We start from the raw sequence: 24,376 nt of genomic DNA, 5'->3' as shown, positions 1-24,376 counted from the left end.
CTTAATTTCCTCCTGAATCGTCCGAGCAGTCGCAATTGCAGTTGGTCCGAATGATGGATCTTGTATATTCCTGCGTATGGGAACGATTCACCAGTTCCTGCAAAATCCTACGCAGGGAATAGGTACCTGCGGGTATGCCCCGGTGAGTCTTTAAATGCCCCACTTCCTTTTCAAAGTCATGTTTTACAGGCCCTGAATATGTTGTGTTATCCCAAGAGGCGACACGCATAACGATAGCTTCCCTGTCGGGCTGGGTGCTAGACGTGACAGAAATTTCGACTTGATCAACCAGCCGGTCATCTGTCAGCGTTCCCATTCCGTTATAGGTCACCTTCACAACTTTTCCAGCATCGGCTGCCGAGAACTTGATGGTTCCCGTATTCCACCCTTCGATTCCGTGTTCTGTTGTAAGGTAATCCGGCCAGTACTGTCCCTGTGTCGGTTCCTCCGAAACCTCGGTAAGCATTGTACCGTCTTGGAATTTAATCTGAACGGTCGTCGGAGAGGTTTTCTGAGGCACCTCAGAAAGACGGATTGTGTAGGGGCTGTTATTAGGAATTGTATGCGTCTCATCAAAGATTTTCTTGATGTTGAATGTGTTTTCAAACGGGTCAAATCGATAGTCATGAATGGCCATTATCCTTTTCCTCCCTTCCATTGCTTGATTGCAGAAGACTGGGATTGCTCAATATCTTTTGACCGTCTTTCGATGTCAGAAAGATACCGGTCAACCGAGAACTGAGGTTCCCCAAGTTCCATTTCAGTTTTGATGCCACTGGATCCTGAAACCGTGTATTTTATCTTTTTGATTGGATAGGTATCCGTCTTACCATCGAGCCTCCGAATCTCTGCAAGGCCCTCCGTCGACATATGCCGCACATTGAAGGTGCCATCAGGATACGGGTATTCAAGGTTGATGCCGCTTACCTTGGCGGATTTCAAAGGGGCTTTGTACTGACGAATTTGGTTAATGCCCCACCGCTGGGCATCAGCCGTATTATAGGCTTCAGGCAAATTCCACACCTTTTGATGCACGCCATAGGTTCCCTGGCTATCCTTATCTTCTACTATGCAGAGCCACTGCTCGCCTTGTTCGTCTATATTCCCGCCTTTGATCCGTGCCCAGTTTACGAGCTTTGACACATCCCAGGAAGGCGTGTAGGAAGCAAGGTGTTTTCCTACGGTAAGGCGTGCCTCTTCGTTCACGGAAGCATCCCGTCTTCTGAAATAAAGGCAGCGGAATTCATCTACGCCGTACACGTAATCCACGGCAAAGTCTGCCAGGGTTTTAAGGGCCTCTTTTACGGTTACTCCGTCAAAGACAAGTTTCGTGGGACTGTAGCCGACCGATTGAATCTTGCTATCGTTATAGACAACCTGAAGGGTCTGCCGTTCCACTTGCCGCGCAATATCACGCACAATATCGCCCACATCCATCTTTTCGCAGGTTTTCCAGAGCATCACATTATCCAGGCGATTATAGAAGCCATACCCTTTGTAGACGAACTTCGTTTCTGTCGTGCCTTCAATAGGTTGGCTGATGATGTAGCCGCTGTACCAAGGTTTCTGATCCCCATAAAGATGGATATCGATGCGCTGCATATAGTCAAGCTGCGTATTATCCGGCCGTCTGTAAAAAGAAAGCTGGCACTGACCGCAGCCGGTATTTGTAATTTCAAAGCTCAACTCATTCAGGGAATTGGCTTCACTGCCGCCTCCGAAGATGGCCGTTCTCGTTCCGTCCTTCTTATAGGCGTAAACGACAAATTGTCCTGGGTAATACTCATGAACCTTTCCCCGGTCCCCTTTTCCGTCTCTGCCGCCGATAGGCCCGGCAAAGATCCATCTGCCGTACATACCGCGTTTAAAAATGAAATTACTCATTTTCACCACCTAGAAAAGCAGACCTCGAGGTCTGCCGTTTATCATATAAAAAAGGCTCCTGCCGCTACAGGAGGCCCGATTTCACACACTTAAATGAACCACCGATTGGTATAGGTTATTTCAACGGTTCCAGCCCCACCTGTATAAAGAAAGAGATTGCCTCCCGGTTTAGCATGGAGGAAAGTTCCCGTAAAAGCATTGATGCTGTTATCCTCGCCTCTCCAGACTGTTCCTTCCTTACCATTTACAATCGAGATTTTAGGAGCAACAAGAAGGGCGTCTGCCAAGGTGAACTTTTCCTTCGCTTCTTGATGCCACACAGTAACATTCGTCATGCGGTCCGCAGGGATGAAGCGGAAGGTAAGCGGTGTGTCAACGCTGCCAAGATTATGCAGAACCATTTCGGCCTGGACGGTCGCCTGCGGAAAGGTAAAGACCACTTTGGATTCCTGGGCCTCATAGCGAAAGGGATCTGAAAGAAGCAGGGAAATGGTGATGATGCTCCACCGCTGTTTAAAGCCCTTCTCAAATTTATGTTTTATTTTTGAAAGGCAGGCCACGTGATAAACTCGGTCATCCCGTCCTGCCCTGAGGGAGTAATCCGTTTGGCTGAAAAAGGTATAGGCCTCGTTCAGGACTTCGTCATGCTCCTGCTCAGTTAGACCGGACATGGAAAATTCCACCTGAATCGTTCGTCCGTCTATCTTACCGTCACCTACGGCATCACTGCCGTGGGAAAAAGCTCGGGACTGGAGTTTGCTGCGGAACGTATAGCTTCCACTGTCAGTTAGGCTCCAGGAAGCGGGCAGTTTATATTCCACCCCGTTTTTGGTAATGGTAAGGCCCGTCTCTCCTGTTTTCCTTTTTGGAAACATCATCCTAAGCACCTCTCAATCCCGAAAGCACAGCATCTGTAAAGCCGTCCATCAAATCGTTTAGATCGGCGGCATTGTTGATATCACCATAGTTATTGAACGTCGTGTTCATTTCTTTGTTTTCCGTCGTTTCACTGGAACTTGTGATGCCTTCCGCGATGCTGTCAAACACAGCCTGGTTAAGCGGGAGGGCCACCTCGTCCCCGGCATCACCAAGAACACCGATAAGGGGCCTTGTAAAATAGCCGCCCTTTGCGTAGTGAGGAGCTTCTCCCCCTTTTCCTACACTGGCGGCACTGCTTGTTGCCGCAGCCGCCATACCGATGCCGATAGAGCCCGCCGTTCCGCTTGATAGCAAACTTGTTGCAACAGGGCCGGCTGAAGGATCAATAACAAGTTTCAGCCAGGCTGCTGGAGCCAAGGCTCCTGCCGCCGTTGTACCTTGGGCTACGGTTTTTGCTGCACTTGCTGCATTGAGCTTATCCCCAAAAAGAGCAGTAACCAGCATACCCGAAAGCATCTGGGAAAAGTAGTTGGCAATGGCCTTGAGCATGGCCTTTCCCAAATCCTGGAAGGCGTCTTTTGCACTTTTGGCACCCATGAGGATATCCGTAAAGGCTGTCTCAAGACCGCTTAATGCCGTACTGGTAAGATCCGCGATAAGTTCGAGGGTTCCCATGTGGGCATTCATATAGGCTTCCTGGTAAGTATCCATGAGGGCCTTTTCCGCATCGATGTTGCTTTGTCGAAGCGCCATCTCCGCAGTCAGGGTTTCCTGAAGCATAGCAAGAGAGTTTTGATTGTACGCCTCATCAATGGCCGTCTGGATATCCTTACCCTGGGCATAATAGGCATTTTGTTCATCAAGGGCACTCTTATAGGCGGCGGCCTTTTCAAGGTTCACCTGTTGGGCAAAGGAGATTTCATTGACTCCATGTTGCTCAAAAGCGATGCCTTTTTCCTTCAGGGCATTCAGGAATACCGCTTTTTCAGCATTGGTTAGGCTGATGAAGTCTTGAGAGATTTTAGCGTACTTATCTTCAATCGATGCCATGGCCTTTTCCATATCAGACTGCATCTTGGCAATTTCCTGTTCCTGTTTGTTGCCATATAGGGTAAAGTTGGCAGTCATGGAATCAAAGGAAAGGTCACGGGCCTTATTGATAAGCTCCCGTTCCTTAGCTTGTTCCTGGCTTAACGCATCGAGCCGCTTCTGTGCATAAAGTTCAGTGAGGCGCTGTTTATCTCGCTCATAGTTTTCATTTGCCGTTTTAGACTTTTCAAGTTCATCGACTTCTTCTTTGTACCAGCGATCAACAAGAGCGCTTTTTGTCTGAAAGGTGCGGAACCATTCTTCTTCAATACTTTTACTGGTTTGAGCGGCTGAATTAGCAAGCTGATCGGCGCCTTTCATTCCCCCGCCTCCACCGCCAGCAGCACCTCCGCCGCCAGCTGGAATGGCCGGTGCTTCACTGCCTTTAAGGTTACTGAAATCAGGAAGCTTGAATTCTCTTTTAGCTGGGCTTCCCCCGCTTTCCCCACCTGCTTCCTCTCCTCCGACTGCACCAAGCGCCTGATTGGTGTCGACGATTTTCTGGATTATATTAGTCAGCCAGCTGATTGCAGAACTTACGAAGTTTGCGATGGTGGATAGCGCACTCGATGCCCAGGACGGCAGAATGCTCTCTGCCATATCTGAGAGGATACTTCCAATTTCATCCGTGCAAGATTCGATTCCAGAAACAAGCCAGGTGAAGCCGTCCAGGATCCACGTCACGCAAGCGCTGAGCGTTGAAATGAAGCTAAGGATGCCATTTACAACAACCCCGATAATCTGAAGCGACGCATAAAAAGCAGCCGCCATCACAGCCCCAACGAGGGTAAAAAGAGGAGACAAAGCCTTGAGGCTTGCACTAATATATTGAGCCGCCGTACCCACCATTTCCCGAAGGGAATCAATGGTCTTCGTTACACTTTCCATTTTGATGCCCATGGCCCCCAACGTGTCCTGAACCGTGATGCCGCTTTTCCATAGTGCATAAAGGGCCGTCACGGCAGCAAGCGCCGCTGCAATAAACGGAGAAGCCGCTGCAACAGCGGCAATAAAGGGTGCCGCAATCATGGCGAGCTTTGTCACAAAAAGCCCGATAGCAGGAATGGCAAGGCCAACAAGAGTTGTCACAATGAGCAGGATGCCAAGCTGAAATTCCGGTGGAATCGCCGTAAGAAGCGCTTCTTTAATACCGGATGCCTGTACCGTCGCCGCAAAGTTTGTCAGCATATCCCCAAAATACTGGAAGATACCGGTGATATTAAGGGCTTCTGCAATGCGCATCCCCACCTGAGCCGCGGATTGTTCGATTCCATCCATGAGCGTGGACCAGGTCCCGCTGATGGTCTGGCTTTGCTGATCCATCATGCCGCCGAAGCTTTGTTCCATTCCGTTCACAAGTGCGGAAATCCCCGTTGCGGCATCAATGGCGCCTTTAGACACCATTGACATCGCTTCCGGTACGGAAACGCCAATCTCCTCAGCCAGCATCTTCCAAGCCGGGATGCCCGTTTCCGTAAGCTGCATCATTTCGCCGGCCTGCACCTTGGATTTTGCAGCCATCTGTCCCAAAGCAAGCGTGATACGGTTGATGCCGTCAGCTCCCAGCCCTACGCCGGCTGCCGCATCCCCAACTGCAGTCAAGGTCGGGATGACCTGTTCAACAGAAAAGCCAAAGGCAATGAACTTCTGGGCTGCCTGGGATACCTGATTGAATTCAAAAGGCGTTTTCGCGGCAAATGCCTGCATCTCTGCTAAGAACTGCTGTGCCTTTTCCGCGCTTCCCAGCATATTGGCAAAGGCCGTTTTGGTACTTTGAAGCCCCGCCCCGGCCTTTACGGAAGCTGCTCCAAGGGCAATAAGCCCTGCACCGATTCCTCCTAACACAGCAAGGGACTTCTTCGAGATATCCAAGGCCTCGGGGCCAAAGGCGCTTTTAATCTGACGCTTGGTTGCATTCAGTTCTTTTTTTAGATCGGACGTATCTGCCCCGATCTTGACAAGAAGGTCAGCGATTGTCGCCATGCTCTTCAGCTCCTTTCTGTTTGAATTCCTCGAAGAAGGCATCCCTTTCGGCAGTCATCTGGGCAGCTGTTTTCTTTGGAATAAATGGACGCATCAATTTCTCTGTTCGTACAGGCTTCTTTGTATGAACGCTCATCAGGCAGGCAATCCAGTAGGCTTTTTCCCACCGCTTCCGCTGCTCTGACTTAAAACGACACTCAACCATGCGATCAAGTTCCATGGGTGAAAGCGTATAAAACTGGGTGGGCAGAAGCTCAAGCATTCCATATGCCACCTCTTCTGCCCATTTCAGCCATTCATGAAAAGACGGGACAGCCCGCTGCCCCGCCATCAGTTTTTTGTTTTTGTTTTTTCGCCGGCTGGTGCTTCTTCCGGAAAGACGGCATAATACACCTCTTTGCCTAGAATTCCAGAGCCTGCAATAGCCTTTACTACAGGCTGCGTAAATTCATCAAGCTCATGTCCTTCATCAATCAGCTCCTGCATCTTGGTGGCATACCACTGAGGATTTTTGATTCCGTGGTGGCGAAGACCAATAGAAAGAAGTGCTGTCAGGATGCCCAGATTAAGGTCCTGGTTCTTGATGATGTCTCCGGCACTCTTACCGGTCAGGCTTTCCACCTGGATCAGGCGCCCGATGTCAAAATAAAGGTACTGACCGGGGCCGAATACTTCAAAATCAATCTTCTTCATTTACCAAATTCCTCCTTGCTTTTACTTGCCGCTGGTACTTGCTGCGGCAGCACTCGCCCCATCAGACTTTTTAAGTTCGCTCAATGGGCCGTCGCCGGAAATTGTGCCAGAAAGAGTAGCGACATCGTCATGAGGTGTGGAAAGACTGCATTCCGTCACAGAACCCCAGCCCGTCACATAGCTCTTATCCGGGTATTCGAATTTGATGTGTACTTGCTTTCCGGCAAAGAAGGATGCCTCTAGGAAGCGAGCGCCTTTATCTCCAGCAAGATAGACGGATTCCAAGTCGATGGACCAGTTTCGCAGCCCTGGAATGGTGGATTTCCATCCACTTGTGGTTTTGCTGCTTGCATCGATTTCATCGGCCTGTCTCGTAAGGTCCCCGCTTCTCTGGCCGCCAAGGAGCAGCCAAGTAGGGTTCACATCAGATTCGCCGGCATTGAGATAGATCAGATAATCCTTACCTGCCGTTGCGGTATTGGATACATCACTGCGGCTAGGAAAAGTTGTCGTTGCCATACACTATTCCTCCTTATGGATATTTTGGATGAGCAGTTCAAAAGTAATCACGCCACTATATCCCGTCTCATCTTCAGGATAGGTTTCGTAAAAATCAACACCCTGGGCATTCACGTAAAACTCGTCTGCTGAGAGGTCAATCTGGTTGGCTCCCAGAAGGTTGATCAGTCTTTCTGCCAGGTTATTGATTTCAAAGCGACCCTTGTAGTTACTGTAAATATGAATATGGACGGAAAGATGAGTCATATCTTCCGTCTTGGAAGATTTATCCTGCACCGTGGTTGCTCCAAGCGTAATGAACGGGAGCTTTGCTTCTTGAGGGACAAAATCGTACACGGGCAGCTTTGTATGCTCCCGCAGAAATTGAATCAGCGCTTTTGTAAGCGCATTGTTTGGAAGTCTCTTCATGGTTATGGTTCCTTCATGGCTTTCTTTACTCGATCAATAATGGAAGGCTCCACGTAATCATAGGAGGGTTTTAGAAAAGGCTTTCCTGCCCGTGCAGGAATCCTCACTTTTTTAGCAAAGACAGCTTGCTCCTTGAAAAAATGCAGAGCTTTTTTTTTCTTTGGGCGAACAGTATGCGCCCTGCTTCCAAATTCCACCAAATGGGCGTATGGAAGCTCACTAAACACTTGTCCTTCCAGCCGCATTGCAGAAAACCTTTGTTTGATGGATTTCCGAAGAGTGCCCGTTCTCTTTGGTGCTCTTTGCCGAGCTTCACGAGCGATTTCAGTGGTTCCTTTACGAAGCACTGTTTCGACCTTAAGCCGCGACTTCCCATCCCAGGCCGAGATTTCCCGGAGGGTCTTTCCAAGTTCACCAGAGGTAACCTTTACGGTAAAAAAGGGCATCCTTACACCCCCTGCTCGAAACGATGAATGATGAGTGTGGTCATATCCCGAAACGTATTATCTACAGTCTCGACTTCGAAGATTTCCCCCAAAAGGGAAAGACGCCATCCTCTTTTTATTTCCTTGTGCGGTCTGATTCTAAGTCTGAGCTGTTCCCTGTTCATTGGTGTTCCCTGGGCCTGCTGCTCTGCATAATTTGTCTGTACAACCTGTGCCCAGATAAATCCTGCGCTTTCATAGTCTGTGCTCAGGCCACCATACCCATCTTCGGAACTGACGGGTTTGAAAAGCTCTATCCGTTTATCCAGCTTTCCTATTTTCATCAGAACAATTCCTTTCGCTCACCGAAAAGCAAGGAGCGCAGGATGAGAACCAATTCCCGATAATTGGCCTCCTCCCTGTGCTCATAAAAATAGGCTACGGAAAAGAGAATCCCCATGCGAAGCGTCTCGGTCTTTGGAGGATTCTCATTTCGCAGTACATCAAGACACAGCCTTTCGGCAGAAGCAAGCAGATAGGATACAGTCTCATCTTCTGCGTCATGATCGATACGCAGATATTCCTTTGCTTCTTCAAGTGTCACATACATGGTTTATCCCTTCGCTTTTACTTCCAGTGCCTTGACAGATTCCTTCAGCATCAGGAGACCGTCCACACGCTGACTTGCAAGGAACCCAATCTGACCGTTTGCAGCGTAAAGCTCATTCAAGCGTTTAAAGGAGCGGTATTCCCGGTCGGCAATCCAGTAGTAGCTAAAGTCACCGAAGATAAGCGGTCGTTTGCCCGCTGCAAGTTCAGGGGCAAAGGAAGAGCTGTAGCAGGGACGGTTCAGGATGGTATCAGGTGTTCCCACCGTAACAGAAGGCTGCCAGATATAGTTCCCGTTGTTGTCCTTGAGTTTGCGCAGGGTCTTTACCGTAGAATCGTTCAGGATCCAAGCGGCCTTTTTGCGGTACGGAGTGCGCAGGGAATGATAGAGATCAATGACGTCATCAAACGTAATGGACGTCATTCCTGCCGTCACGCCAAGTTCTGCAGAGCCAAAGACGCCGGTAGGCTTGCTCTTGCCATCACCAATGAGGAAGGCTTCTTCTTCCTTCGTTCCGATACGACGCGCAAATTCGTTTGCAATGTAGGTTTCAACGTCAAAGGCACTGTCGTTCAGAAGTTCTTCAGAAACCCTGATTGCCGTGCCAAGTTTGTACGCGCCAATGGACTGCTGACCAAACGTATCCTGGCTATCAGGGTACAGGCCATTTTCTTCCATCCAGGAGGCTTCCCCATGGCCGGTCACAACAGGAATCTTTCGGTCCCCGCTGGTGTGGATGACCGTACCTAATTTACGGAAGAAGTTTTCTTCCTGAAGCTTATCGACAAGCGTCTTTTCATATTCCTCAGGAACCAGATACCCACCATCAGAATCTGTACCGACGCTCAGTGCATTCTGCACATCGATGAAGCCCTTATGACGGATGCTGTTCCAAAACGCCTGCGCATAGGCTTGGGAAGCGCGGCCTTTGAGTTTTTCAATCTGCGTACCATTGCCGGGCTGCTCGATGATTGGTTGGGAAGTCGGTTTGGACAGGATGGCATCCATTGCCTGCTGCCGTTCAAGCCGTTCGATTTCCTTGCCAAGCTGTACAACATCATTTTCCATTTTTTCATAACGCTCTGTGTTCTCGGCAGAAACCAGCCCATTTTCATCACGGACCGTATCCAGAAATGCCTTAGCAGATTCCCAGATGTTTTTACGCTTTTCTCTTAATTCTAAAATCGTATCCATTCGAATTCCTCCTTAATGAATGAGAAGAGCCAGCCGATGTTCCAAATCGCTGGCGAGAGTTTTCTTAACCCGGCCCTCAGAGGTTTTCTTCGGTTCCAGTTTGTGGACAAAAGAATTTGTGACGGTAATTGGCGTATAGAGCATGGCTCGCGACCCTTCCGGCACAGAAGCCTCTCCATACAGGACTTCATCGGCAAAGCCAAGCTCCACCGCTTTTTTGGCATTGAGCCAGGTCTCGGAATCCATCATCTTGGAAATCTTCGCCCGGTCCATACCGCTTTTCAGTTCATAGGCATTGATGATGCTTTCCTTGACTTCATTAAGCATACCAATGGCCTTTTTCATGGCCTCCGTATCCCCCATGGCCACCGTTGCTGGATTATGGATCATGAGGATTGCAACAGGAGACATACAAACACGGCTCCCCGCCATTGCAATAACCGAAGCCGCTGATGCAGCAAGCCCATCAATCTTGACCGTGATCTTGCCGGGATATTCCATCAGCATGTTGTAGATTTGGGCGGCAGCAAAGCAATCGCCCCCAGGACTGTTGATCCACAGCGTGATATCCCCGCTGTCCTCAAAGAGCTCTTTCCGGAAGGCTTCTGGTGTGACTTCGTCGCCCCACCACGTTTCCTCCGAAATTTGCCCATCAAGGTACAAGGTCCTCGTGTTTCCAAATTCGTCAGGAACCGAGTTTTTTACCCAGTTCCAAAATTTACGGTTCATTCGTACCTCCTTTGTTAGCAAACAAGCCAGCGTCCTTAAGTTTTGTCATGCTTCCATTTACAAGATAAAGATTCCCGCCCTCCTCATCGGGAACTGGATTCATGTCCTCCATTTCCCGGATATCATTTGCTGACAGCCAGCCATTCTGACGTCCAATGCTGTAGCCTTTCATACGGCTCTCGTAATCGCCTCTTAACAATCCATTTACATTGAACTTGAGGAAATATTCCTCCTTTTCCCCGGGCAGAAAGAGCGCCTTTTGCATAGCCTGCTCCCACCGGATGACCCAAGGGTCAAGCGTGTATTTCACAAATTCCATGGATTGCTGCTCGATATTGTTGAAGGAGCTTTTTTCCAAGTCCCCAATCATGTGAGGCGGAATCCGGTAGAGCCTTGCGATTTCATTGAGCTGAAATTTTCTCGTTTCAAGGAACTGGGCCTCTTCTGGTGGAATTCCAATCTGCTGGTATTTCATGCCTTCTTCAAGGACGGCTACTTTGTGTGCATTTCCGCTTCCTTGATAGACGGCATTCCAGGAATCCCTGACCCTTGCCGGGTCTTTCAGGATGCCCGGATGCTCCAGCACGCCGCTGGGGTTTGCCCCATTTGCGAAAAACGAAGCTCCGTATTCCTCACAAGCAAGCGTCATGCCTACGGCATTTCTCGCCATTGCAATCGGCGAATAACCAACAAGGCCATCAAAACCAAGGCCCGGAATATGAAGGACATCTTTCCGGTCAAGGGAAACCTGACCATAGGGCTTTATATGGGGATTTTCGTCATTTACTTTTGTATAGACATACCGGATGTTTCCCTGTTCATCTCGATAGACTGACATCCGGTCCGGACGCAGAGGATACAGCGCAATGATTCGTCCCAGGGCATCCCGGATGATTTGGGCATAGGCATTTCCCCAGATGAGCAGATGGCTCATCAAAGTCTCCCTGAAAATGAATGAAGTCATTTCAGGATTGGGTTCGTCGTGAAGCAGCCGGTAAAGCGAGTGCCGATAGACCCGTTCCTTTCCCTTATCCGTGTAGCGATAAAGCTGAAGCGGAAGGGCAGCCAAGGTTTCCGACAAAATCCGTACGCAAGCGTAAACGGCAGTTGTCTGCATGGCCGTGAATTCATTGACGGCTTTTCCGCTTGTCGTAGGCCCGAACAGGTACCTAAAATCTGTGCCGGAATACCAGTCTTTCGGCTTGTCCCTTGTTCGAAAGAGCTTTGATAAAAATGGAATCCTCATAAATTACCTCCTGATTTTTTATCGCAAATGATGTCGCCATTTCAGGCAGCTACGAAAAACGGGAAACCCAGCAGATGCCGGATTTCCCGTTTCTATTCAAAATGAAAGAACGCCTCGTTCATCATAGATGCTGCCACTTGACCCGTGGCGTATGGACCGGTCAAGGGCCATGATCGTAGCAACGATCCCGTCAATCTTTTCGACAGATTTTTCCTTGTCCGGCTTGATGTTTCCCGCCGGATCCTGCCGCATCACCACGTTCCCCGCCATCCATTTAAGGACGGGGTTCCCGCCGTGAATGAAGTTTCCCTCCATAAGTAGTTTAAACAGCTCCTTTGACGGAGGCGACATATCCTTAAACCCCTGACCGAAGGGAATCATGGTAAAACCCATCCCTTCAAGGTTCTGAACCATTTGTGTGGCATTCCACCTGTCATAGGCGATTTCAGCTATGTCATACTCCATGCCGAGCTTTTCAATAAACTGCTCGATAAAACCATAATGGATGACATTGCCCTCCGTCGTATTTATAAATCCCTGCTGTCCCCAGACGTCATAAAGCACATGATCTCGGCGGCAGCGAAGTGCCAGCGTCTCTTCAGGAAGCCAGAAATACGGAAGGACGATGTACTTTTCTGTTTCTGTTCGAGGCGGAAAAACAAGGGATAAGGCGGTGATGTCCGATGTGCTCGATAAATCAAGCCCACCATAGCAGCGCCTGCCTCTTAAAAGTTCCTTATCTATAGCCGCATTCCCCTTGTCATACACCTGCTCTGAAATCCACCGAACAGCAGCTGACGTCCAGATATTGAGGCGCAGCTGTTTAAAGACATTCTCTTCTGCCGGATTTTCAAGGGCATTCCGGTAGGCTTCCCGCACCCGATCGATTTGGATAGTGTACCCAAGGGAGGGATTTGCTTTGTACCAGTTGTCCTCTTTCGTCCAGTCATCCTGGTTCTCAAGCCCGAACACAACGGGATAAAAGGCAGAATCCTTTTTTCTCCCCGCCATAAGGTCGAGGGCCTTCGTATGAAGCTCATAGCAGATGCTGTTCTTGTCAGTGCCGGCAGTCGTGATAATAAAAAAGAGCGGCTGTTCCCGTGCGTCCCCGGAGCCTTTTGTCAAGACGTCATATAGGTGGCGATTTGGCTGAGCATGGATTTCATCGAACACAAGGCCCGATACATTAAGGCCATGTTTGGTTCCGGTTTCAGCAGAAAGAACCTGGTAGAATCCGGCATTTCGATAATTGATGATTCGTTTTCCGGCTGTTCGAATCTTGGATCTTCTTGAAAGAGCTGGGCTCATTTCCACCATTTGCTTTGCCACGTCAAATACGATTGACGCCTGGTTACGGTCACATGCCGCCCCATAAACTTCTGCGCTGGGCTCGTTATCTGCATAGAGCAGATACAGGGCGATTGCCGCTGCAAGTTCACTCTTGCCATTCTTTTTTGGGATTTCTATATAGGCCGTCAAAAACTGTCTGTTTCCATCTGCTTTTACGATACCGAATAGGTCCCTGACAATCTGTTCCTGCCAGGGAAGCAGGAAGAAGGGGTTCCCTGCCCATTTTCCCTTTGTATGGCATAGGTTCTCGATAAAGGCAACGGCCCTGTCTGCTTTCGCTTTATCGTAATGAGAAGTCGGCAGCATGAAAGGCGACGGTTTATATACAAATTCCAAAATTCATTACCCTCCCAGAATCCGTTCCATCTCATCAACAGCCCCCTCGCTCTCAATCGAATCATCAATCATGCGACTTCTGGCAGATGGGGTCAGGCCAAACTGCTCACAGAACTTCAGCATGATTTTTAGATTTGTTTGAGCGATGGATACCTGTGGAACTTGTTGGAGATATCCATTTGGCGTTCGAACCATATCGCCATGCTTTGTAATAAATTCTTCAGCACCCTTCCAGCGGGCATACGCCTGGCAATAACCAGCAAAAGCCATCATATCGAGATTCGTCAGCATCCCCATTTCAGCAAGGATTTTTCCGAGCCGTTTCCATTCTTTCTTTGCATCTTCCTCCAGCCAGTCAGGGCATCTGGGCAGGCGCCCTTTTGGCATGGGTTCCCTTTTATTCAGGGGCCGATGCCCTGGATTTCCTTCCAACACTTTGAGTGCTGTCGGTTTCGGCTTTCTTCCTCGAATCGCCAATAGCACTCACCTCCTCTGATTTATAGCAAAAAGGAGCCGCTCGGCGGCTCCTCCGTTTTTTCTTGTTTTAGTGTTTCATGGCCCATTCAATGGCATGGCCAGCATCTTCGAATCTTTCTTCGCTGACTGCAACCGGCTTGATTTCCCCTTCGCAGGTATGATCCTCGGTGGTGTATCTGTAAGATGCCGCAAACCAGCAGTTTCCAACGTTGTAAAAATACCCTGCCATAATGACCTTGTCTCCGTATTCCATGACATGCTCCCAACGCACATCGAGCTTTTCGGAGGTTGTTTTTTCCGAGAGTCCGTAGGCTTCCACCAGTTTCTTCAAAGTTGCTTTTTTCATTTTTGTTTCCTCGCTTTCGTGTGCTTTAATTTGGGTGTTCCCCTTTTGCATGTATATATATCACTCTAAAGGCACATAATAGCAAGCGAATATCTAAATATTTATGAATTTATTTTTAATTTTTATTGAAAATCTGCACAATTATTTATGCTATCTTTGGGCTATTTTTTCAGCATGGAGTTGTGCTTTTTCTTCGTTAGGAAATGCACTGTATCCCTTTAGGCCCTTCAAGAGTTCCATGCGGGATTCGTGGTATCTTTTCTCCCCCATGCCAATCCGAAGGAGCCACATACGCATATAGTATTTCTCGTTTTCAGGCTCCTTTTTTCTTAGGCTGATGCATTTTGATTTCTTAGCAGACTGGAAAGCCAGTCCCAGCATTTCAATGATGCCCCGAACTTTCTCACTGCGTCCTTTAAAGGAAAATCGGAAGAGTACTTTATCTTCCGTAAAGGAAACACCCTTGATGCCGTCAGAATGGGTCTTACAAACATCCAAGAAATCATCAACAGTATTGATAGCCTTCTCCTTGAGTGCTTCAACGAAAGCTTCCGGAATAATAATCGCATCAGGTGCCATCACCCGATTCAGTAGATACTGCTGGGCATACAGCATGAATACGAGATTCATGAGGCCTTTGCCATCCTGACTTTGGACGGGGATTTCAAGTTTGATTGTATTGGCTTCCGGTGAAAGGATTTCCTCTTCCTGCAGGAATTTTTCAAGAGCGGGCAGGATGCTCTCATCATAGCAGTCAATCGTTCCGTCCCTCAGAATCCTGAATCCCGTACCCTCATAGGTAAAGGATGGGGTCCCGGTGTAGACCAAGGGTTCTCCATTGAATTCCTCCAAGATTTTTACCAGTTGCTTTCGATTATCAAGGCTCGTTTGAATTTCCATTATGTTTGTCCTCCTATAATTTGGTAGTACATATATCACTCTAAGCCCTGAATATAGCAAGTCATTTTTTACAGCTGCGCCTAATATAATCAGCAATTCCAGAGAGAACAAAATAAACGCAGGGCAGGGCAACTCCGTTTCCCCACATCCGATAAATGGCGCTATCAGCTGGTGGCTTTGAAAGCCATGTCTGAATTTGTCGGTCTGATTTCACCTTGCCCCCCATAGCGCTTGCATAATCACGGAATACGACTCGCCAGAACTCCATCTCCTCTTCCGATGGATTGCAATCAACAATTCCGTCGCACCAAGTGTCTGGGAAGCCCTGGAGCCTGCAGCATTCCAGAGGTGTGAGCCGGCGGACGTATCCAATCCCTTCATTGATGATTGGCGGAACCTTGTAATCCGTTGCAGGAAGAGCTCCGGCAATATTTTTTGAGGCCCGGGTGAAATAATCCGATTTGCTTGCGCAGTAAACTATTGCAATCCCGCCCTGCTGCCCATTTGGGTTGTTTCCGGCACAGTCAATCGTTCGGCTCGTCTGGGCTTCCTTGATTGTTCCTCTGGCACTTGCCTTATTGGTTCCTAAACTGGAAAGCCGCACATCATAGGTGGCAACAAGCGGGACATTGTTCCCACCGGTTCCCATATATTTAGTCAGTGTCGAACATTGTTTCAGCGGGCCGTTATATCTTGCGTCCTTACCATGATTCTCAAAGACTTGGGTGAGAACAACGGGTGGATGATGAGCCTCGGCACGCAGCGTTGCCGTATGGTCATCTGTCACGCTCATGTTTTTACCGCCTTGGTCATTCAGGCAAATTGTGCCTGTCTTATCAGGGCCTCCCGCAGCAATCCAGGAAGTTCCTTCCCTCGTGCCTCGGCTCGTCTCAGGATTCCAAGACAGGCTTTCCGGCTCAGATAATATTTGCAGGGCACCTTGTCCTGCAAAATCCGCGACAAGGAAGATTCTTCGACGGCGTTGGGCGACTCCCCAAAATTGGGCGTCAAGGGTTCTCCACGCAAGAGAAAAGGAATCTCCTTCGTCCAGGATAATGGCTCCTGATTTTTCCCATTTCTCAGGCATAGGCACATGAACTTCAATTCCTGCTGCGTCAAGGAACGCCTGTAACACAGCCTGGAAGTCTCTTCCTTCGCTGCACGATAGGGCTCCGCAGACGTTTTCCCACACAGCAAATCTTGGGTAACTTCCATCTGTTTTCTCCCTCATTTCTCGTATGATTCTGATGGCCTCCCGAAACAGGCCGCTTTCCTTGCCTTCAAGTCCCTGTCTATTTCCTGCCATGGACAGGTTCTGGCAGGGGCTTCCGAAGGTGATGATGTCTACGGGTTCCAGCGTTTTTCCGCTGATGTTCTTCACATTCCCGTAATGCCGCGTGTTCGGGAATCGCTTATGTGTCACTCGGATTGGGAAAGGCTCTATTTCCGAATTCCAGACGGGCGTTATTCCCGCCAGTGTTCCAGCTAGTTCAAATCCCCCGCTGCCTGAAAAGAGGCTCCCCAAAGTAAGATTACGTTTCATTGACAGCCTCACTGTACTGCATCCGTTTTTCGTCCCGTTCTACAAATACCCCATCAGGGCCTTTTTCCTTTACGTATCTCCGAACAATGACATCAACAAACTTCTCATCAAGCTCTATCCCATAGCAGATACGGTCTGTTTCCACACAGGCCATCAGGGTGGATCCGGAACCAAGAAAGGGATCGAGGACGATACAATGGGACATGGAAGAATTTCTGATTGGATAGGCCATGAGCGCAATGGGCTTCATGGTGGGATGATCCTTGCTGGATTTTGGTCTGTCGTATTCCCAGATTGTGGTCTGCTTCCTGTCGGAATACCACTGATGCCTGCCGCCCAGCTTCCAGCCAAAAAGGCACGGTTCATGCTGCCATTGATAAGGGCTGCGTCCGAGGACCAGCGCGTTCTTTTTCCAGATGCAGCACCCGGATAAATAAAATCCTGCGTCCTTGAAAGCCTTTCTGAAGTTATACCCCTGCGTATCGGCATGAAAAACGTAAATGGAAGCATCGCTTTCCATGTTCTGCTCCATGTTCACGAAAGCACAGAAAAGGAACTGGTAGAACTTATCGTCCGGCATATTGTCATTTTTGATTTTCCCGGCAGTCTCCTCCACGTTCACATTGTAGGGAGGATCTGTAAGGACAAGGTTTGCTTTCTTCCCGTCCATCAGCCTGTGGTAGGTTTCCGGGAGCGTCGCGTCACCGCAAATCACTCGATGTTCACCCAAATGCCAAATATCCCCGGTTTTGGAGAAGGTGGGTTTCTGCAGTTCTTCTTCCACGTCAAAGTCATCTTCCTTGACGTCCTTGCTGTGGACTTTGGAAAAGAGCTGCTCCACTTCCGGCGCTTCAAAACCGGTAAGGTCTACGTTGAAGTCGACACTTTTCAGGTCAACCAAAAGGTCTGCCAAGAGCTGTTCATCCCAAGCTCCAGTGATTTTATTGAGGGCTACATTGAGAGCCTTTACTTTATGCTCGTCCTCGATGTGAACCTGGACGCATTGAACCGTTTCATAGCCCAGATCCTTGAGAACGGTCAGTCGCTGATGCCCGCCAATGACGGTCATGTCATAGTTCACAATGATGGGTTCCACGTAACCAAACTCCTTGATGGAGTTCTTGATTTTTTCGTATTCCTTATCTCCCGGCTTGAGCTTTTTTCGCGGATTGTATGTAGCGGGTTTCAGCTGATCTATGGGGAGGTCTTTCCACTGCATCTCACTTTTCTTCATGTGTGTTTTCCTTTCCAAAAATGGCTGCAAGGACGGTCCCGTACCCATTCAGGTGCTGCCGTTTGCAGTAATTTCGAATGCTGTCTCTTGACAGCTTTAGTTTCTTGGCAATGACCTTATATCCAATGCCCTGCTTTCGCATTGTTTTAATCTGCTTTCTCTGGCACTCATTCATGTAATCAAACCCCTTTCGAGCATCAAAAAAAGCTCCGGGCCAGAACCTGGAGCTTTCGCTATTATATTTTCGTCCTTCAAATATCCCCCCTATGGAATTTCGCGTTTTTTCACGTTTGAGGGGGCGGCGGTCAGGGTTTTAGGAGTGGCAGAGATTTACATCCCCCCCCCGCCTTCTTGTCCATAACCGCTTGCCATGATAAACTAAGAAAAAATAAAGAAGGGGATCTCCATGCTAGCCAGTCGAAAAGCCATCCACTTGTTTGCTGAAATCTGGATGAGCCGTTTTCAATGCAACAAGTTACAGGCCTCCAACTTCTTTCTTCATGATTTTGAATTATGGTTTGGTGAGGAATGTAAGCTGCTTGGTTTTGAAATGGACCGCGGCCAAAAATTTGAAGAACGTCTGAAGCAGGAGGAAACAGCCCATCCCGGCAAGCCGCTTGCAGATTTTGTCAGCAACATTTACAACTGGGAGGCCCTAGGGTCTGCCCTGTTCTCAAAATGGAGATACTTGACGCACTGGAGCTCTGAGCCCTTGAACGAGTCAATTCCGGACAACACGGACTGGTTCCTTCTCCTGCTTCGCTAGTTGTACAATAGTTCTTCTAAAAACGATTAATATCTGTATTCGACATTCCGATCTTCTGTCATCGTCTTGTGGTCATGGCAGTTCTTGCAAAGGGGCTGCCAATTTTTGTCGTCCCAAAACAAATCAGGATCTCCGCGATGAGGTATGATGTGGTCAACAACCGTCGCTTTTACAAGCCGTCCCTTTTCCTTGCAGCGCACGCAAAACGGATGGGCTTTAAGAAACAGGCGGCTTGCCTTCTGCCACCGCCATCCATAGCCGCGGCGTGAAGCGTTCTTGCGGTCAGAGCTATGAAGCCTTGCGTGTTCAGCGCAGTACATTTCGCCATAAGGAGCAAGGTTCGGACAGCCCGGATGTTTGCACGGCGTTTTAGGTCTTTGCGGCACTTCCTTCACCCCTTTGCGTATCCTTCAGGGATACGGGTGCCGTGTCTTTTTAGCACCCTTTCAAGGCCCTTCAATGCAGCGGCTGCATTTCCAGACAGAGCCTGTCCCTTAAACGTCCTAAGCTGCTGCCGCGAAAGAACGTCACGGTATCTGCCCAATAGTTTTATGAATGCATAACTTCCCATTCTCTCACGCCTTTCCTTCAGGTAAAAGAAAAGCCCTGCGACACACAACTACGTTGTGCCACAAGGCTTTTTTATTTCTAATTCACTGTGACCATCATATCACTTTTCCATGGTGAAGTTAAAGTACCAAAGGGTGCAATTTAGTGCACGGTTCCAAGAATTTTTTCAACGCTCAGGAGGGCCTCCTTGTGAACCACAAAGACCTGCCTCCTGCTGATTCCTACCATCGCTGCGACCCGATCCCATTTAAGGAAGTGGATGTAGCGGTAACGCAGTACCAGACGTTCCTTTGAATCCTCAACCTTATCGATGGTCTTGCTGATTTCCTGTTTCAGGTCAACCAAGTGGTCAATCTGGGAATTGATGTGTTCTTCCCGCTCCCAGACCTTTTCAAGGATCTTTGTGAAGGATGCCTCGGTGGGTCGGTTAGGATTATGGTGTTCTTCAAAACCGGTTGAAGAGAGGCTTTGTGCCAGGCTTCTCAGGTTCGTGACTTCAAGAAGCTGGCTGTTGATTTCTTTATCTAGATAGAGCCCTTGCTCCAGATATTCTTTTACATTCATGTTCCAACCCCCAAATCTGCCTTCACGGCGTCAATTAAAGCCGCTTGGGATCCGTCCTTATGCTCCAAGACCTTCAGGATCCGTTCATCGATGGTGCCTTTGGTCACGATATGTTCAACGACCACGGTACGGCTCTTCTGCCCCTGGCGCCATAACCTTGCCACCGTCTGCTGGTAAAGTTCCAGGCTCCAGGTCAGTCCAAACCAAATAAGGATGCTGCCGCCAGCCTGCAGATTGAGGCCATGGCCTGCGGATGCTGGATGGATAAGGGCGATGGGAATCCGTCCCTCGTTCCATTCCCGGAAGTCCTCTTGCGTCTTCAGTTCCCTTGCCGGCATCCTTTGATGAATCCGCTCCTTATCGTGCTTGAACCAGTAGGCCACCAAAACAGGCTGCCCGTTTGCGCTTTCTACCAGGTCTTCCAGGGCATCCAGTTTTCTTTCATGGATGACCGCGGTATTTTGATCATCCGTGTAGATGGCTCCGTTTGCCATCTGCAGCAGCTTCATGGTAAGCGACGCTGCGTTTGCTGCCGTCACCTCTCCTTTTTCAAGGTCAAGGACAAGATTTTTCTTGAAGTCATTATAGCGCTTTCGTTCAGGATCTGCTAAGACAACTTCTTTTTTCACGCTTATCTTTTCCGGCATCTTCAAAAAGTCCGTAGCCTTCATGCTCACCGTTATATCAGAAATCTTCTGGTAGATTGCTTCCGCTGCGCCAGGCAGAAGTTTATAGGAATAAACCACAGGGCCGTTAAATTTATCAGGTCGAAAGTACTGAGTCCTGTACTGCCCGATGAAGGTTCCCAGCCGCTTTCCCATATCGAGTAAACGAAACTCGGCCCAAAGATCCATCAGCCCGTTCCCGCTGGGCGTTCCTGTAAGACCTACGATTCTCTTCACGTAAGGCCTCATGGCCTTCATTGCCTTGAATCGCTGGGATTGGTGGTTCTTGAAAGAGGAAAGCTCATCCAGGACAACCATGTCAAATTTCATTTTGCTGTTCTTAAAGAGCCAGGCAAGGTTCTCGCGGTTCACGATGTAGATATCGGCTTGTTTCATCAGGGCCTTTTTCCTTTCTACCAAGGTTCCAACAATCACGGAACAAGTCATGCATTTCAGGTGCTCCCACTTTCGAAGCTCATCGGGCCAGGTATCCCTTGCTACTCGAAGTGGGGCCACGACTAATACCCTTTCGACTTCAAAAGAATCGAACATCAAATCCTTGATGGCCGTAAGCGTCGTTACCGTTTTGCCCAGGCCCATGTCAAGAAGCAGCGCCGTAACCGGATGCTCCTTGATATATTCGATGGCGTACTGTTGATAGGCATGGGGCTTAAATTTCATCATGATCTGCGCCTTTCCCTTCGGGTCCGGTGGCGATTTGTTCAAGGATACTCTCCACCTGGTTTTTCCCATCAAGGATGAATACCTGGTAGCCCAAAGCCCGAAGCATGGCATGACGCTTTAACTGCAACAGTCTCGGCTTTTCCCCCGGCGCCTTTACTTCCACAAAGCCCGACTTCCCATCCCCCAATAAAACCAACCTGTCCGGCATTCCACAAAACGAAGGGGAAACAAACTTCAAAGCCACACCGCCACGTTTCCGGGTTTCTATCACCAGAAAATGTTCTATCTCTTTTTCTCGCACAATCAAACACCTCTTTTTGCTGAGGTGTCAGTCTATGTCACTCGTTTCCATAATTCTCTCTATAGTGATTTTTTATAAAAATCTGTCCTAAAGGAGAATTATAGAATAGACTAGCACCGACTGACACCCTTTCTTTTTTACTCAAGAAAATCAGTGGTTTTTACCATAAGTCCGTAAACCATTCGGCCATTTTTATTTCGTCTTCTTTGAAAGCCCGCGTTTTCCAGTGCAGCATAGAAATCTGTTGTGCTTCTTGTGTATTCATTCATCTGCTGACAGTACGAGCGGTAGGCCGTGTAAAGAGCACCAGACTTTTCACTGAAGGAAGGAGCGACATCGCAGCAGTCATCAAGAAAATGCCGCAGCCAGTCATTCTGTCCGCGATATTTTTGGATGGCCTCAGTGACACACTCCGGAGCATCAAGATGGAACGCGTTCTTGATGACCTGCCGCGCACCTTCGATGATCCAGGCCAAAATGGCAGGGCCTGCTTTTTCCACGAGATACTCCGTGTAGTTCTTGACTTCCGTTTTCTCCTCGAATTGGGCATTGAATGGAATGATGATGAGCCGTCGCCACGTGCCTTCATCGCTGGCGCCAACCCTTGGAAGGTGGTTCGTATATAAAATAAGCGTGTGCGTGGGTGTGAATTTGAAGGGGTCCTTATATTTCTTTTCGCCGCTCACTTCATCTGTGGAGCATAGCTGCTTTAGGATTGATGTCGAAAGGCGCACCCCCTCTTCCATTTCAGCTGCGATAACCATTCGTTTTCCCTTGAGCTCCGCCATCTCTGGGCGAACGTTTCGTTTGCACCCAGCCGTAAGCGCATCGGCAGAGATTCCTCCGCAGTAGCTTCCCATGACCCTTGCAATTGCGTTCCAGTAGGTGGATTTCCCGTTTCGGCCATCCCCATAGGCAATGACAAGTGCCTCGACGAAAACTTTTCCAATAGCCACCAGGCCACATATCTGCTGCGCATACCGGATGAGGCTTTCGTCCTGGCAGAAGAATTCACGAAGGGCCTTGTCCCAGATTTCCCTTCCCAGTTCACCTGGATCAACAGTCGTGCATTTCGTAATAAAGTCCTCGGGGTCGTGGGCCTTTCCTCCGCTGATTCCCTTTCGAAGGTCATAGGTGGCTGAAGGCGTATTGAGCAGAAACTCACTCCGGTCCAGTTCGTTGACCCGCATATGGATCATCGGTTTCAGCGCCTGAAGCGCCGAAATGATATATCTCATATCCCGCCGTTTCATGACAAAAGCCTTATATGCCTCGCAGACCTGGTACCGACTGAAATCCTTTCTTTGGTTCTCCTCGATGAGCTTTTCCAGTGTCTTTCCGCCCTTCTCGAAGGCAGCAGTGGGAACGCCAGATTCGACGAGGGCTTTCTTTGCTTCTGCCAATTGATCCAGGGCATCGGCAAGCTGCAAATCGAGGAATTCTTCTGCCGCCCCGACAGCCGCCTGTTTAGATTCTTCCCAGTAGATCCCGTTAAACCGGATGAAGTCCGTGTTATCGGTATAGCGCAGTTCATTTCGGTATTCCCTTGCAAGGATTTTTGCTTGTCCAATATCTGAGTAATCCTCTGGTTTCAGGGATTCTCCAGTGCCAAACTCCCTGTTATACTTTTCTGGATCGACATACCCTTCCTGCTTGGAAATCTTTTCACCAAACCGTTCAGCGCTGTGCCAGATTCGCATCAGTTCCTTTTCTTCAAGAGGCGGATCGCATTTCTTGGATTCTTCAAAGAAAATCTGGAACGCCTTCTCTGAGGCCCCGTAGCGTTTGATGACGCGTCCGGCAAAGCGGCTCATTGTATTGTTTCTTTTCCCTTGGGGAATGCTGTGGCTGGGGCCGCTTCGGGCGGCCAATAAATCAAGGATATCGATTGTCCCATCGACCCACGTTACCGTGGATTCTACCGTCCCGTATATGAACCGTGCTGCATCAAGCGCAGACCCATCAAAGAACGGGTACTGGTCGAACACGGAATGCTTGAGGGCGGTGTAGGCTACCTCCGAAACAATCGGTTCAATAGGAAAATATACATGGAAACGAGGGCGGGCCGCTTTCCCGTCCTTTACTTTCATATGGTTCCTTGATGTGGCAATGGCCATGGACACTCCTGGGAAAATGGAAGGCAGCTTCTCCGGTGCAATCCATCCCTTTGGATTTTCCGTATGGGAATTATCGCAATCCATTACAATGACATCAGATTTTTGGAAGTTCTCTTTACTTCGATATTGGTTTAGAAAGGAAGCGCACACATGGTCAAATCGAACCGCTTTTCCGAGCGCTTCCGAAGAATCAATCAGCTGCTTTGTAGGGTACCTGCAGTTAGATTCCTTCCCCGCACAAGGGGCCGTAAACAAGGTAAACTCCATTCATTGCACCTCCTTTATGTAACGCACGATTTTTCCTTTGCGATTGGCATAGGATATTTCAATTTCCATTCCTTCAGAAATCTGTTCTCCAAATACCCAGACCTCTGCACACTTTGAAAGGAGTACCAAGTCTATAAAAATAGCGAGATTTCGTTCCGTTTTATCATCCATGAACTGAGGTAAAAACAGATGAGGGGTTATTGGAATAAACCCCTTATCCAAAACATACCGGCTGTATCTTTTTGCCCGTTCAAGATTTTCATCCACATCACCCGCATAAGGTGAGCAGACATAGACGAGGGGCATAAAAGAAAATTTCACACCAATTAAATTCCTGAGGGCCTTGTAAGCGGTTGGATCCGGATAGTGTTCCGCATTACGCTTCAAGTTCTCCATGCTTTCCCTCCATGATTTCTTTTGCGCATTCATCACATACGATAAGCGTATCTTCGAGGGCGTTTCCATCGTTCAGGATTTCCTCGAGATTGACGGGGATTTCAGTTCCACAGATCGGGCAGCGGCAAAATACGTTCATTTTTGTAATATCAACCAAGACCTTCATGTGGTTTCCAACAGATTCTTTTGCGTAAAACATAT

General features: G+C 48.7%; 29 protein-coding genes. 1 reads left to right on the top strand and 28 read right to left on the bottom strand.

Annotated features, from left to right (window positions below; translation table 11 throughout):
• Window position 1: 1 nt before the first annotated feature.
• The 21 genes from DW817_RS01390 to DW817_RS10580 all read right to left on the bottom strand — a co-directional run bounded on the left by DW817_RS01390 (window position 2) and on the right by DW817_RS10580 (window position 18,020).
• Complete coding sequence (locus DW817_RS01390) at window positions 2-637, bottom strand: hypothetical protein (protein WP_243634034.1); 636 nt, start codon at window positions 635-637, stop codon at window positions 2-4.
• Window positions 637-1,884 carry a hypothetical protein gene (locus DW817_RS01385; protein WP_120110598.1) on the bottom strand — a complete coding sequence of 416 codons (1,248 nt, stop codon included), beginning with the start codon at window positions 1,882-1,884 and terminating at the stop codon, window positions 637-639. Before DW817_RS01385 ends, DW817_RS01390 begins: the two co-directional genes overlap by 1 nt.
• Before the next feature lie 89 nt (window positions 1,885-1,973).
• Window positions 1,974-2,762, bottom strand: coding sequence for a phage tail domain-containing protein (locus DW817_RS01380; RefSeq protein ID WP_243634033.1), 789 nt, complete (start codon window positions 2,760-2,762; stop codon window positions 1,974-1,976).
• 1 nt (window position 2,763) lies between these two features.
• Window positions 2,764-5,835, bottom strand: coding sequence for a tape measure protein (locus tag DW817_RS01375; protein WP_165851862.1), 3,072 nt, complete (start codon window positions 5,833-5,835; stop codon window positions 2,764-2,766).
• Entirely contained in the window at window positions 5,819-6,097 is a 279-nt protein-coding gene (locus DW817_RS10535) for a hypothetical protein (RefSeq protein WP_133300523.1), read from the bottom strand. Before DW817_RS10535 ends, DW817_RS01375 begins: the two co-directional genes overlap by 17 nt.
• A 68-nt stretch (window positions 6,098-6,165) precedes the next feature.
• Window positions 6,166-6,528, bottom strand: coding sequence for a hypothetical protein (locus DW817_RS01370; RefSeq protein WP_120110590.1), 363 nt, complete (start codon window positions 6,526-6,528; stop codon window positions 6,166-6,168).
• Between the two features lie 21 nt (window positions 6,529-6,549).
• A complete protein-coding gene (locus DW817_RS01365) occupies window positions 6,550-7,047 on the bottom strand; it encodes a phage tail tube protein (protein WP_120110586.1) in 498 nt (165 codons plus the stop codon).
• A gap of 3 nt (window positions 7,048-7,050) precedes the next feature.
• Window positions 7,051-7,455, bottom strand: coding sequence for a DUF3168 domain-containing protein (locus tag DW817_RS01360; RefSeq protein WP_120110582.1), 405 nt, complete (start codon window positions 7,453-7,455; stop codon window positions 7,051-7,053).
• A gap of 2 nt (window positions 7,456-7,457) precedes the next feature.
• Complete coding sequence (locus DW817_RS01355; protein WP_120110578.1) at window positions 7,458-7,901, bottom strand: HK97 gp10 family phage protein; 444 nt, start codon at window positions 7,899-7,901, stop codon at window positions 7,458-7,460.
• Between the two features lie 2 nt (window positions 7,902-7,903).
• A complete protein-coding gene (locus DW817_RS01350) occupies window positions 7,904-8,224 on the bottom strand; it encodes a phage head closure protein (protein WP_120110574.1) in 321 nt (106 codons plus the stop codon).
• Window positions 8,224-8,490 carry a head-tail connector protein gene (locus DW817_RS01345; RefSeq protein WP_120110570.1) on the bottom strand — a complete coding sequence of 89 codons (267 nt, stop codon included), beginning with the start codon at window positions 8,488-8,490 and terminating at the stop codon, window positions 8,224-8,226. The genes DW817_RS01350 and DW817_RS01345 overlap by 1 nt, the downstream gene beginning before the upstream one ends.
• A 3-nt stretch (window positions 8,491-8,493) precedes the next feature.
• A complete protein-coding gene (locus DW817_RS01340) occupies window positions 8,494-9,684 on the bottom strand; it encodes a phage major capsid protein (protein ID WP_120110566.1) in 1,191 nt (396 codons plus the stop codon).
• A 12-nt stretch (window positions 9,685-9,696) separates the two neighbouring features.
• Entirely contained in the window at window positions 9,697-10,413 is a 717-nt protein-coding gene (locus DW817_RS01335) for a head maturation protease, ClpP-related (RefSeq protein ID WP_120110562.1), read from the bottom strand.
• Window positions 10,403-11,659, bottom strand: coding sequence for a phage portal protein (locus DW817_RS01330; protein ID WP_120110558.1), 1,257 nt, complete (start codon window positions 11,657-11,659; stop codon window positions 10,403-10,405). The genes DW817_RS01335 and DW817_RS01330 overlap by 11 nt, the downstream gene beginning before the upstream one ends.
• Window positions 11,660-11,755: 96 nt before the next feature.
• Window positions 11,756-13,315: a terminase large subunit gene (locus tag DW817_RS01325; protein ID WP_207802095.1), complete on the bottom strand. Its 1,560-nt coding sequence runs from the start codon at window positions 13,313-13,315 to the stop codon at window positions 11,756-11,758.
• 36 nt (window positions 13,316-13,351) lie between these two features.
• Window positions 13,352-13,822 (bottom strand): phage terminase small subunit P27 family, encoded by a 471-nt coding sequence (locus DW817_RS01320; RefSeq protein ID WP_120110550.1) that lies wholly within the window; start codon window positions 13,820-13,822, stop codon window positions 13,352-13,354.
• Window positions 13,823-13,889: 67 nt separating this feature from the next.
• Window positions 13,890-14,168 (bottom strand): hypothetical protein, encoded by a 279-nt coding sequence (locus DW817_RS01315; protein WP_120110546.1) that lies wholly within the window; start codon window positions 14,166-14,168, stop codon window positions 13,890-13,892.
• A 150-nt stretch (window positions 14,169-14,318) separates the two neighbouring features.
• Entirely contained in the window at window positions 14,319-15,068 is a 750-nt protein-coding gene (locus DW817_RS01310) for a hypothetical protein (protein ID WP_120110543.1), read from the bottom strand.
• Between the two features lie 61 nt (window positions 15,069-15,129).
• Window positions 15,130-16,611, bottom strand: coding sequence for a DNA (cytosine-5-)-methyltransferase (gene dcm / locus DW817_RS01305; RefSeq protein WP_120110540.1), 1,482 nt, complete (start codon window positions 16,609-16,611; stop codon window positions 15,130-15,132).
• The gene (locus DW817_RS01300) at window positions 16,601-17,845 is read right to left on the bottom strand and encodes a site-specific DNA-methyltransferase (protein WP_207802092.1); all 1,245 of its coding nucleotides are present in this window, start codon (window positions 17,843-17,845) and stop codon (window positions 16,601-16,603) included. Before DW817_RS01300 ends, dcm begins: the two co-directional genes overlap by 11 nt.
• A complete protein-coding gene (locus tag DW817_RS10580) occupies window positions 17,832-18,020 on the bottom strand; it encodes a hypothetical protein (RefSeq protein ID WP_120110536.1) in 189 nt (62 codons plus the stop codon). Before DW817_RS10580 ends, DW817_RS01300 begins: the two co-directional genes overlap by 14 nt.
• Window positions 18,021-18,251: 231 nt before the next feature.
• Here DW817_RS10580 and DW817_RS01290 point away from each other — a divergent pair, with 231 nt between their 5' ends.
• Entirely contained in the window at window positions 18,252-18,611 is a 360-nt protein-coding gene (locus DW817_RS01290) for a hypothetical protein (protein ID WP_120110532.1), read from the top strand.
• A gap of 26 nt (window positions 18,612-18,637) precedes the next feature.
• On the opposite strand, the gene DW817_RS01285 is transcribed toward DW817_RS01290, so the two are convergent.
• From DW817_RS01285 to DW817_RS01250, 7 genes are all read right to left on the bottom strand, one after another.
• Window positions 18,638-18,997 (bottom strand): HNH endonuclease, encoded by a 360-nt coding sequence (locus DW817_RS01285; protein WP_120110677.1) that lies wholly within the window; start codon window positions 18,995-18,997, stop codon window positions 18,638-18,640.
• A 325-nt stretch (window positions 18,998-19,322) separates the two neighbouring features.
• Window positions 19,323-19,745, bottom strand: coding sequence for a DUF1492 domain-containing protein (locus DW817_RS01275; protein WP_120110525.1), 423 nt, complete (start codon window positions 19,743-19,745; stop codon window positions 19,323-19,325).
• Window positions 19,742-21,091 carry a DEAD/DEAH box helicase gene (locus DW817_RS01270; RefSeq protein WP_120110674.1) on the bottom strand — a complete coding sequence of 450 codons (1,350 nt, stop codon included), beginning with the start codon at window positions 21,089-21,091 and terminating at the stop codon, window positions 19,742-19,744. Before DW817_RS01270 ends, DW817_RS01275 begins: the two co-directional genes overlap by 4 nt.
• Window positions 21,081-21,395, bottom strand: coding sequence for a VRR-NUC domain-containing protein (locus DW817_RS01265; RefSeq protein WP_120110522.1), 315 nt, complete (start codon window positions 21,393-21,395; stop codon window positions 21,081-21,083). The genes DW817_RS01270 and DW817_RS01265 overlap by 11 nt, the downstream gene beginning before the upstream one ends.
• Window positions 21,396-21,532: 137 nt before the next feature.
• Window positions 21,533-23,779 (bottom strand): phage/plasmid primase, P4 family, encoded by a 2,247-nt coding sequence (locus DW817_RS01260; protein WP_120110518.1) that lies wholly within the window; start codon window positions 23,777-23,779, stop codon window positions 21,533-21,535.
• Entirely contained in the window at window positions 23,780-24,175 is a 396-nt protein-coding gene (locus DW817_RS01255; protein WP_120110516.1) for a DUF4406 domain-containing protein, read from the bottom strand. It lies immediately after the preceding gene.
• A complete protein-coding gene (locus DW817_RS01250; protein ID WP_120110511.1) occupies window positions 24,156-24,374 on the bottom strand; it encodes a hypothetical protein in 219 nt (72 codons plus the stop codon). Before DW817_RS01250 ends, DW817_RS01255 begins: the two co-directional genes overlap by 20 nt.
• Window positions 24,375-24,376 lie beyond the last annotated feature (2 nt).

The organism is Acidaminococcus sp. AM33-14BH, from assembly GCF_003603525.1.
Lineage (GTDB): Bacteria > Bacillota > Negativicutes > Acidaminococcales > Acidaminococcaceae > Acidaminococcus > Acidaminococcus intestini.
Note: the sequence above shows the minus strand (reverse complement) of the source record. Positions and strands in the feature narration are given on the sequence as shown.

Bases quoted from the DNA above. Each gene is read 5' to 3' on its own strand.
- DW817_RS01270 (WP_120110674.1), bottom strand. From the start codon at position 21,091: ATGAAATTTAAGCCCCATGCCTATCAACAGTACGCCATCGAATATATC.
- DW817_RS01310 (WP_120110543.1), bottom strand. From the start codon at position 15,068: ATGGAAATTCAAACGAGCCTTGATAATCGAAAGCAACTGGTAAAAATC.
- DW817_RS01260 (WP_120110518.1), bottom strand. From the start codon at position 23,779: ATGGAGTTTACCTTGTTTACGGCCCCTTGTGCGGGGAAGGAATCTAAC.
- DW817_RS01290 (WP_120110532.1), top strand. From the start codon at position 18,252: ATGCTAGCCAGTCGAAAAGCCATCCACTTGTTTGCTGAAATCTGGATG.
- DW817_RS01355 (WP_120110578.1), bottom strand. From the start codon at position 7,901: ATGCCCTTTTTTACCGTAAAGGTTACCTCTGGTGAACTTGGAAAGACC.
- DW817_RS01370 (WP_120110590.1), bottom strand. From the start codon at position 6,528: ATGAAGAAGATTGATTTTGAAGTATTCGGCCCCGGTCAGTACCTTTAT.
- DW817_RS01365 (WP_120110586.1), bottom strand. From the start codon at position 7,047: ATGGCAACGACAACTTTTCCTAGCCGCAGTGATGTATCCAATACCGCA.
- DW817_RS01375 (WP_165851862.1), bottom strand. From the start codon at position 5,835: ATGGCGACAATCGCTGACCTTCTTGTCAAGATCGGGGCAGATACGTCC.
- DW817_RS01380 (WP_243634033.1), bottom strand. From the start codon at position 2,762: ATGATGTTTCCAAAAAGGAAAACAGGAGAGACGGGCCTTACCATTACC.
- DW817_RS01300 (WP_207802092.1), bottom strand. From the start codon at position 17,845: ATGAAGAAAAGTGAGATGCAGTGGAAAGACCTCCCCATAGATCAGCTG.
- DW817_RS01340 (WP_120110566.1), bottom strand. From the start codon at position 9,684: ATGGATACGATTTTAGAATTAAGAGAAAAGCGTAAAAACATCTGGGAA.
- DW817_RS01325 (WP_207802095.1), bottom strand. From the start codon at position 13,315: ATGCTGCCGACTTCTCATTACGATAAAGCGAAAGCAGACAGGGCCGTT.
- DW817_RS01360 (WP_120110582.1), bottom strand. From the start codon at position 7,455: ATGAAGAGACTTCCAAACAATGCGCTTACAAAAGCGCTGATTCAATTT.
- DW817_RS01350 (WP_120110574.1), bottom strand. From the start codon at position 8,224: ATGAAAATAGGAAAGCTGGATAAACGGATAGAGCTTTTCAAACCCGTC.
- DW817_RS01390 (WP_243634034.1), bottom strand. From the start codon at position 637: ATGGCCATTCATGACTATCGATTTGACCCGTTTGAAAACACATTCAAC.
- dcm (WP_120110540.1), bottom strand. From the start codon at position 16,611: ATGAAACGTAATCTTACTTTGGGGAGCCTCTTTTCAGGCAGCGGGGGA.
- DW817_RS01315 (WP_120110546.1), bottom strand. From the start codon at position 14,168: ATGAAAAAAGCAACTTTGAAGAAACTGGTGGAAGCCTACGGACTCTCG.
- DW817_RS01255 (WP_120110516.1), bottom strand. From the start codon at position 24,175: ATGGAGAACTTGAAGCGTAATGCGGAACACTATCCGGATCCAACCGCT.
- DW817_RS01335 (WP_120110562.1), bottom strand. From the start codon at position 10,413: ATGAACCGTAAATTTTGGAACTGGGTAAAAAACTCGGTTCCTGACGAA.
- DW817_RS10580 (WP_120110536.1), bottom strand. From the start codon at position 18,020: ATGAATGAGTGCCAGAGAAAGCAGATTAAAACAATGCGAAAGCAGGGC.
- DW817_RS01385 (WP_120110598.1), bottom strand. From the start codon at position 1,884: ATGAGTAATTTCATTTTTAAACGCGGTATGTACGGCAGATGGATCTTT.
- DW817_RS01345 (WP_120110570.1), bottom strand. From the start codon at position 8,490: ATGTATGTGACACTTGAAGAAGCAAAGGAATATCTGCGTATCGATCAT.
- DW817_RS01275 (WP_120110525.1), bottom strand. From the start codon at position 19,745: ATGAATGTAAAAGAATATCTGGAGCAAGGGCTCTATCTAGATAAAGAA.
- DW817_RS01250 (WP_120110511.1), bottom strand. From the start codon at position 24,374: ATGTTTTACGCAAAAGAATCTGTTGGAAACCACATGAAGGTCTTGGTT.
- DW817_RS01330 (WP_120110558.1), bottom strand. From the start codon at position 11,659: ATGAGGATTCCATTTTTATCAAAGCTCTTTCGAACAAGGGACAAGCCG.
- DW817_RS10535 (WP_133300523.1), bottom strand. From the start codon at position 6,097: ATGCTTGAGCTTCTGCCCACCCAGTTTTATACGCTTTCACCCATGGAA.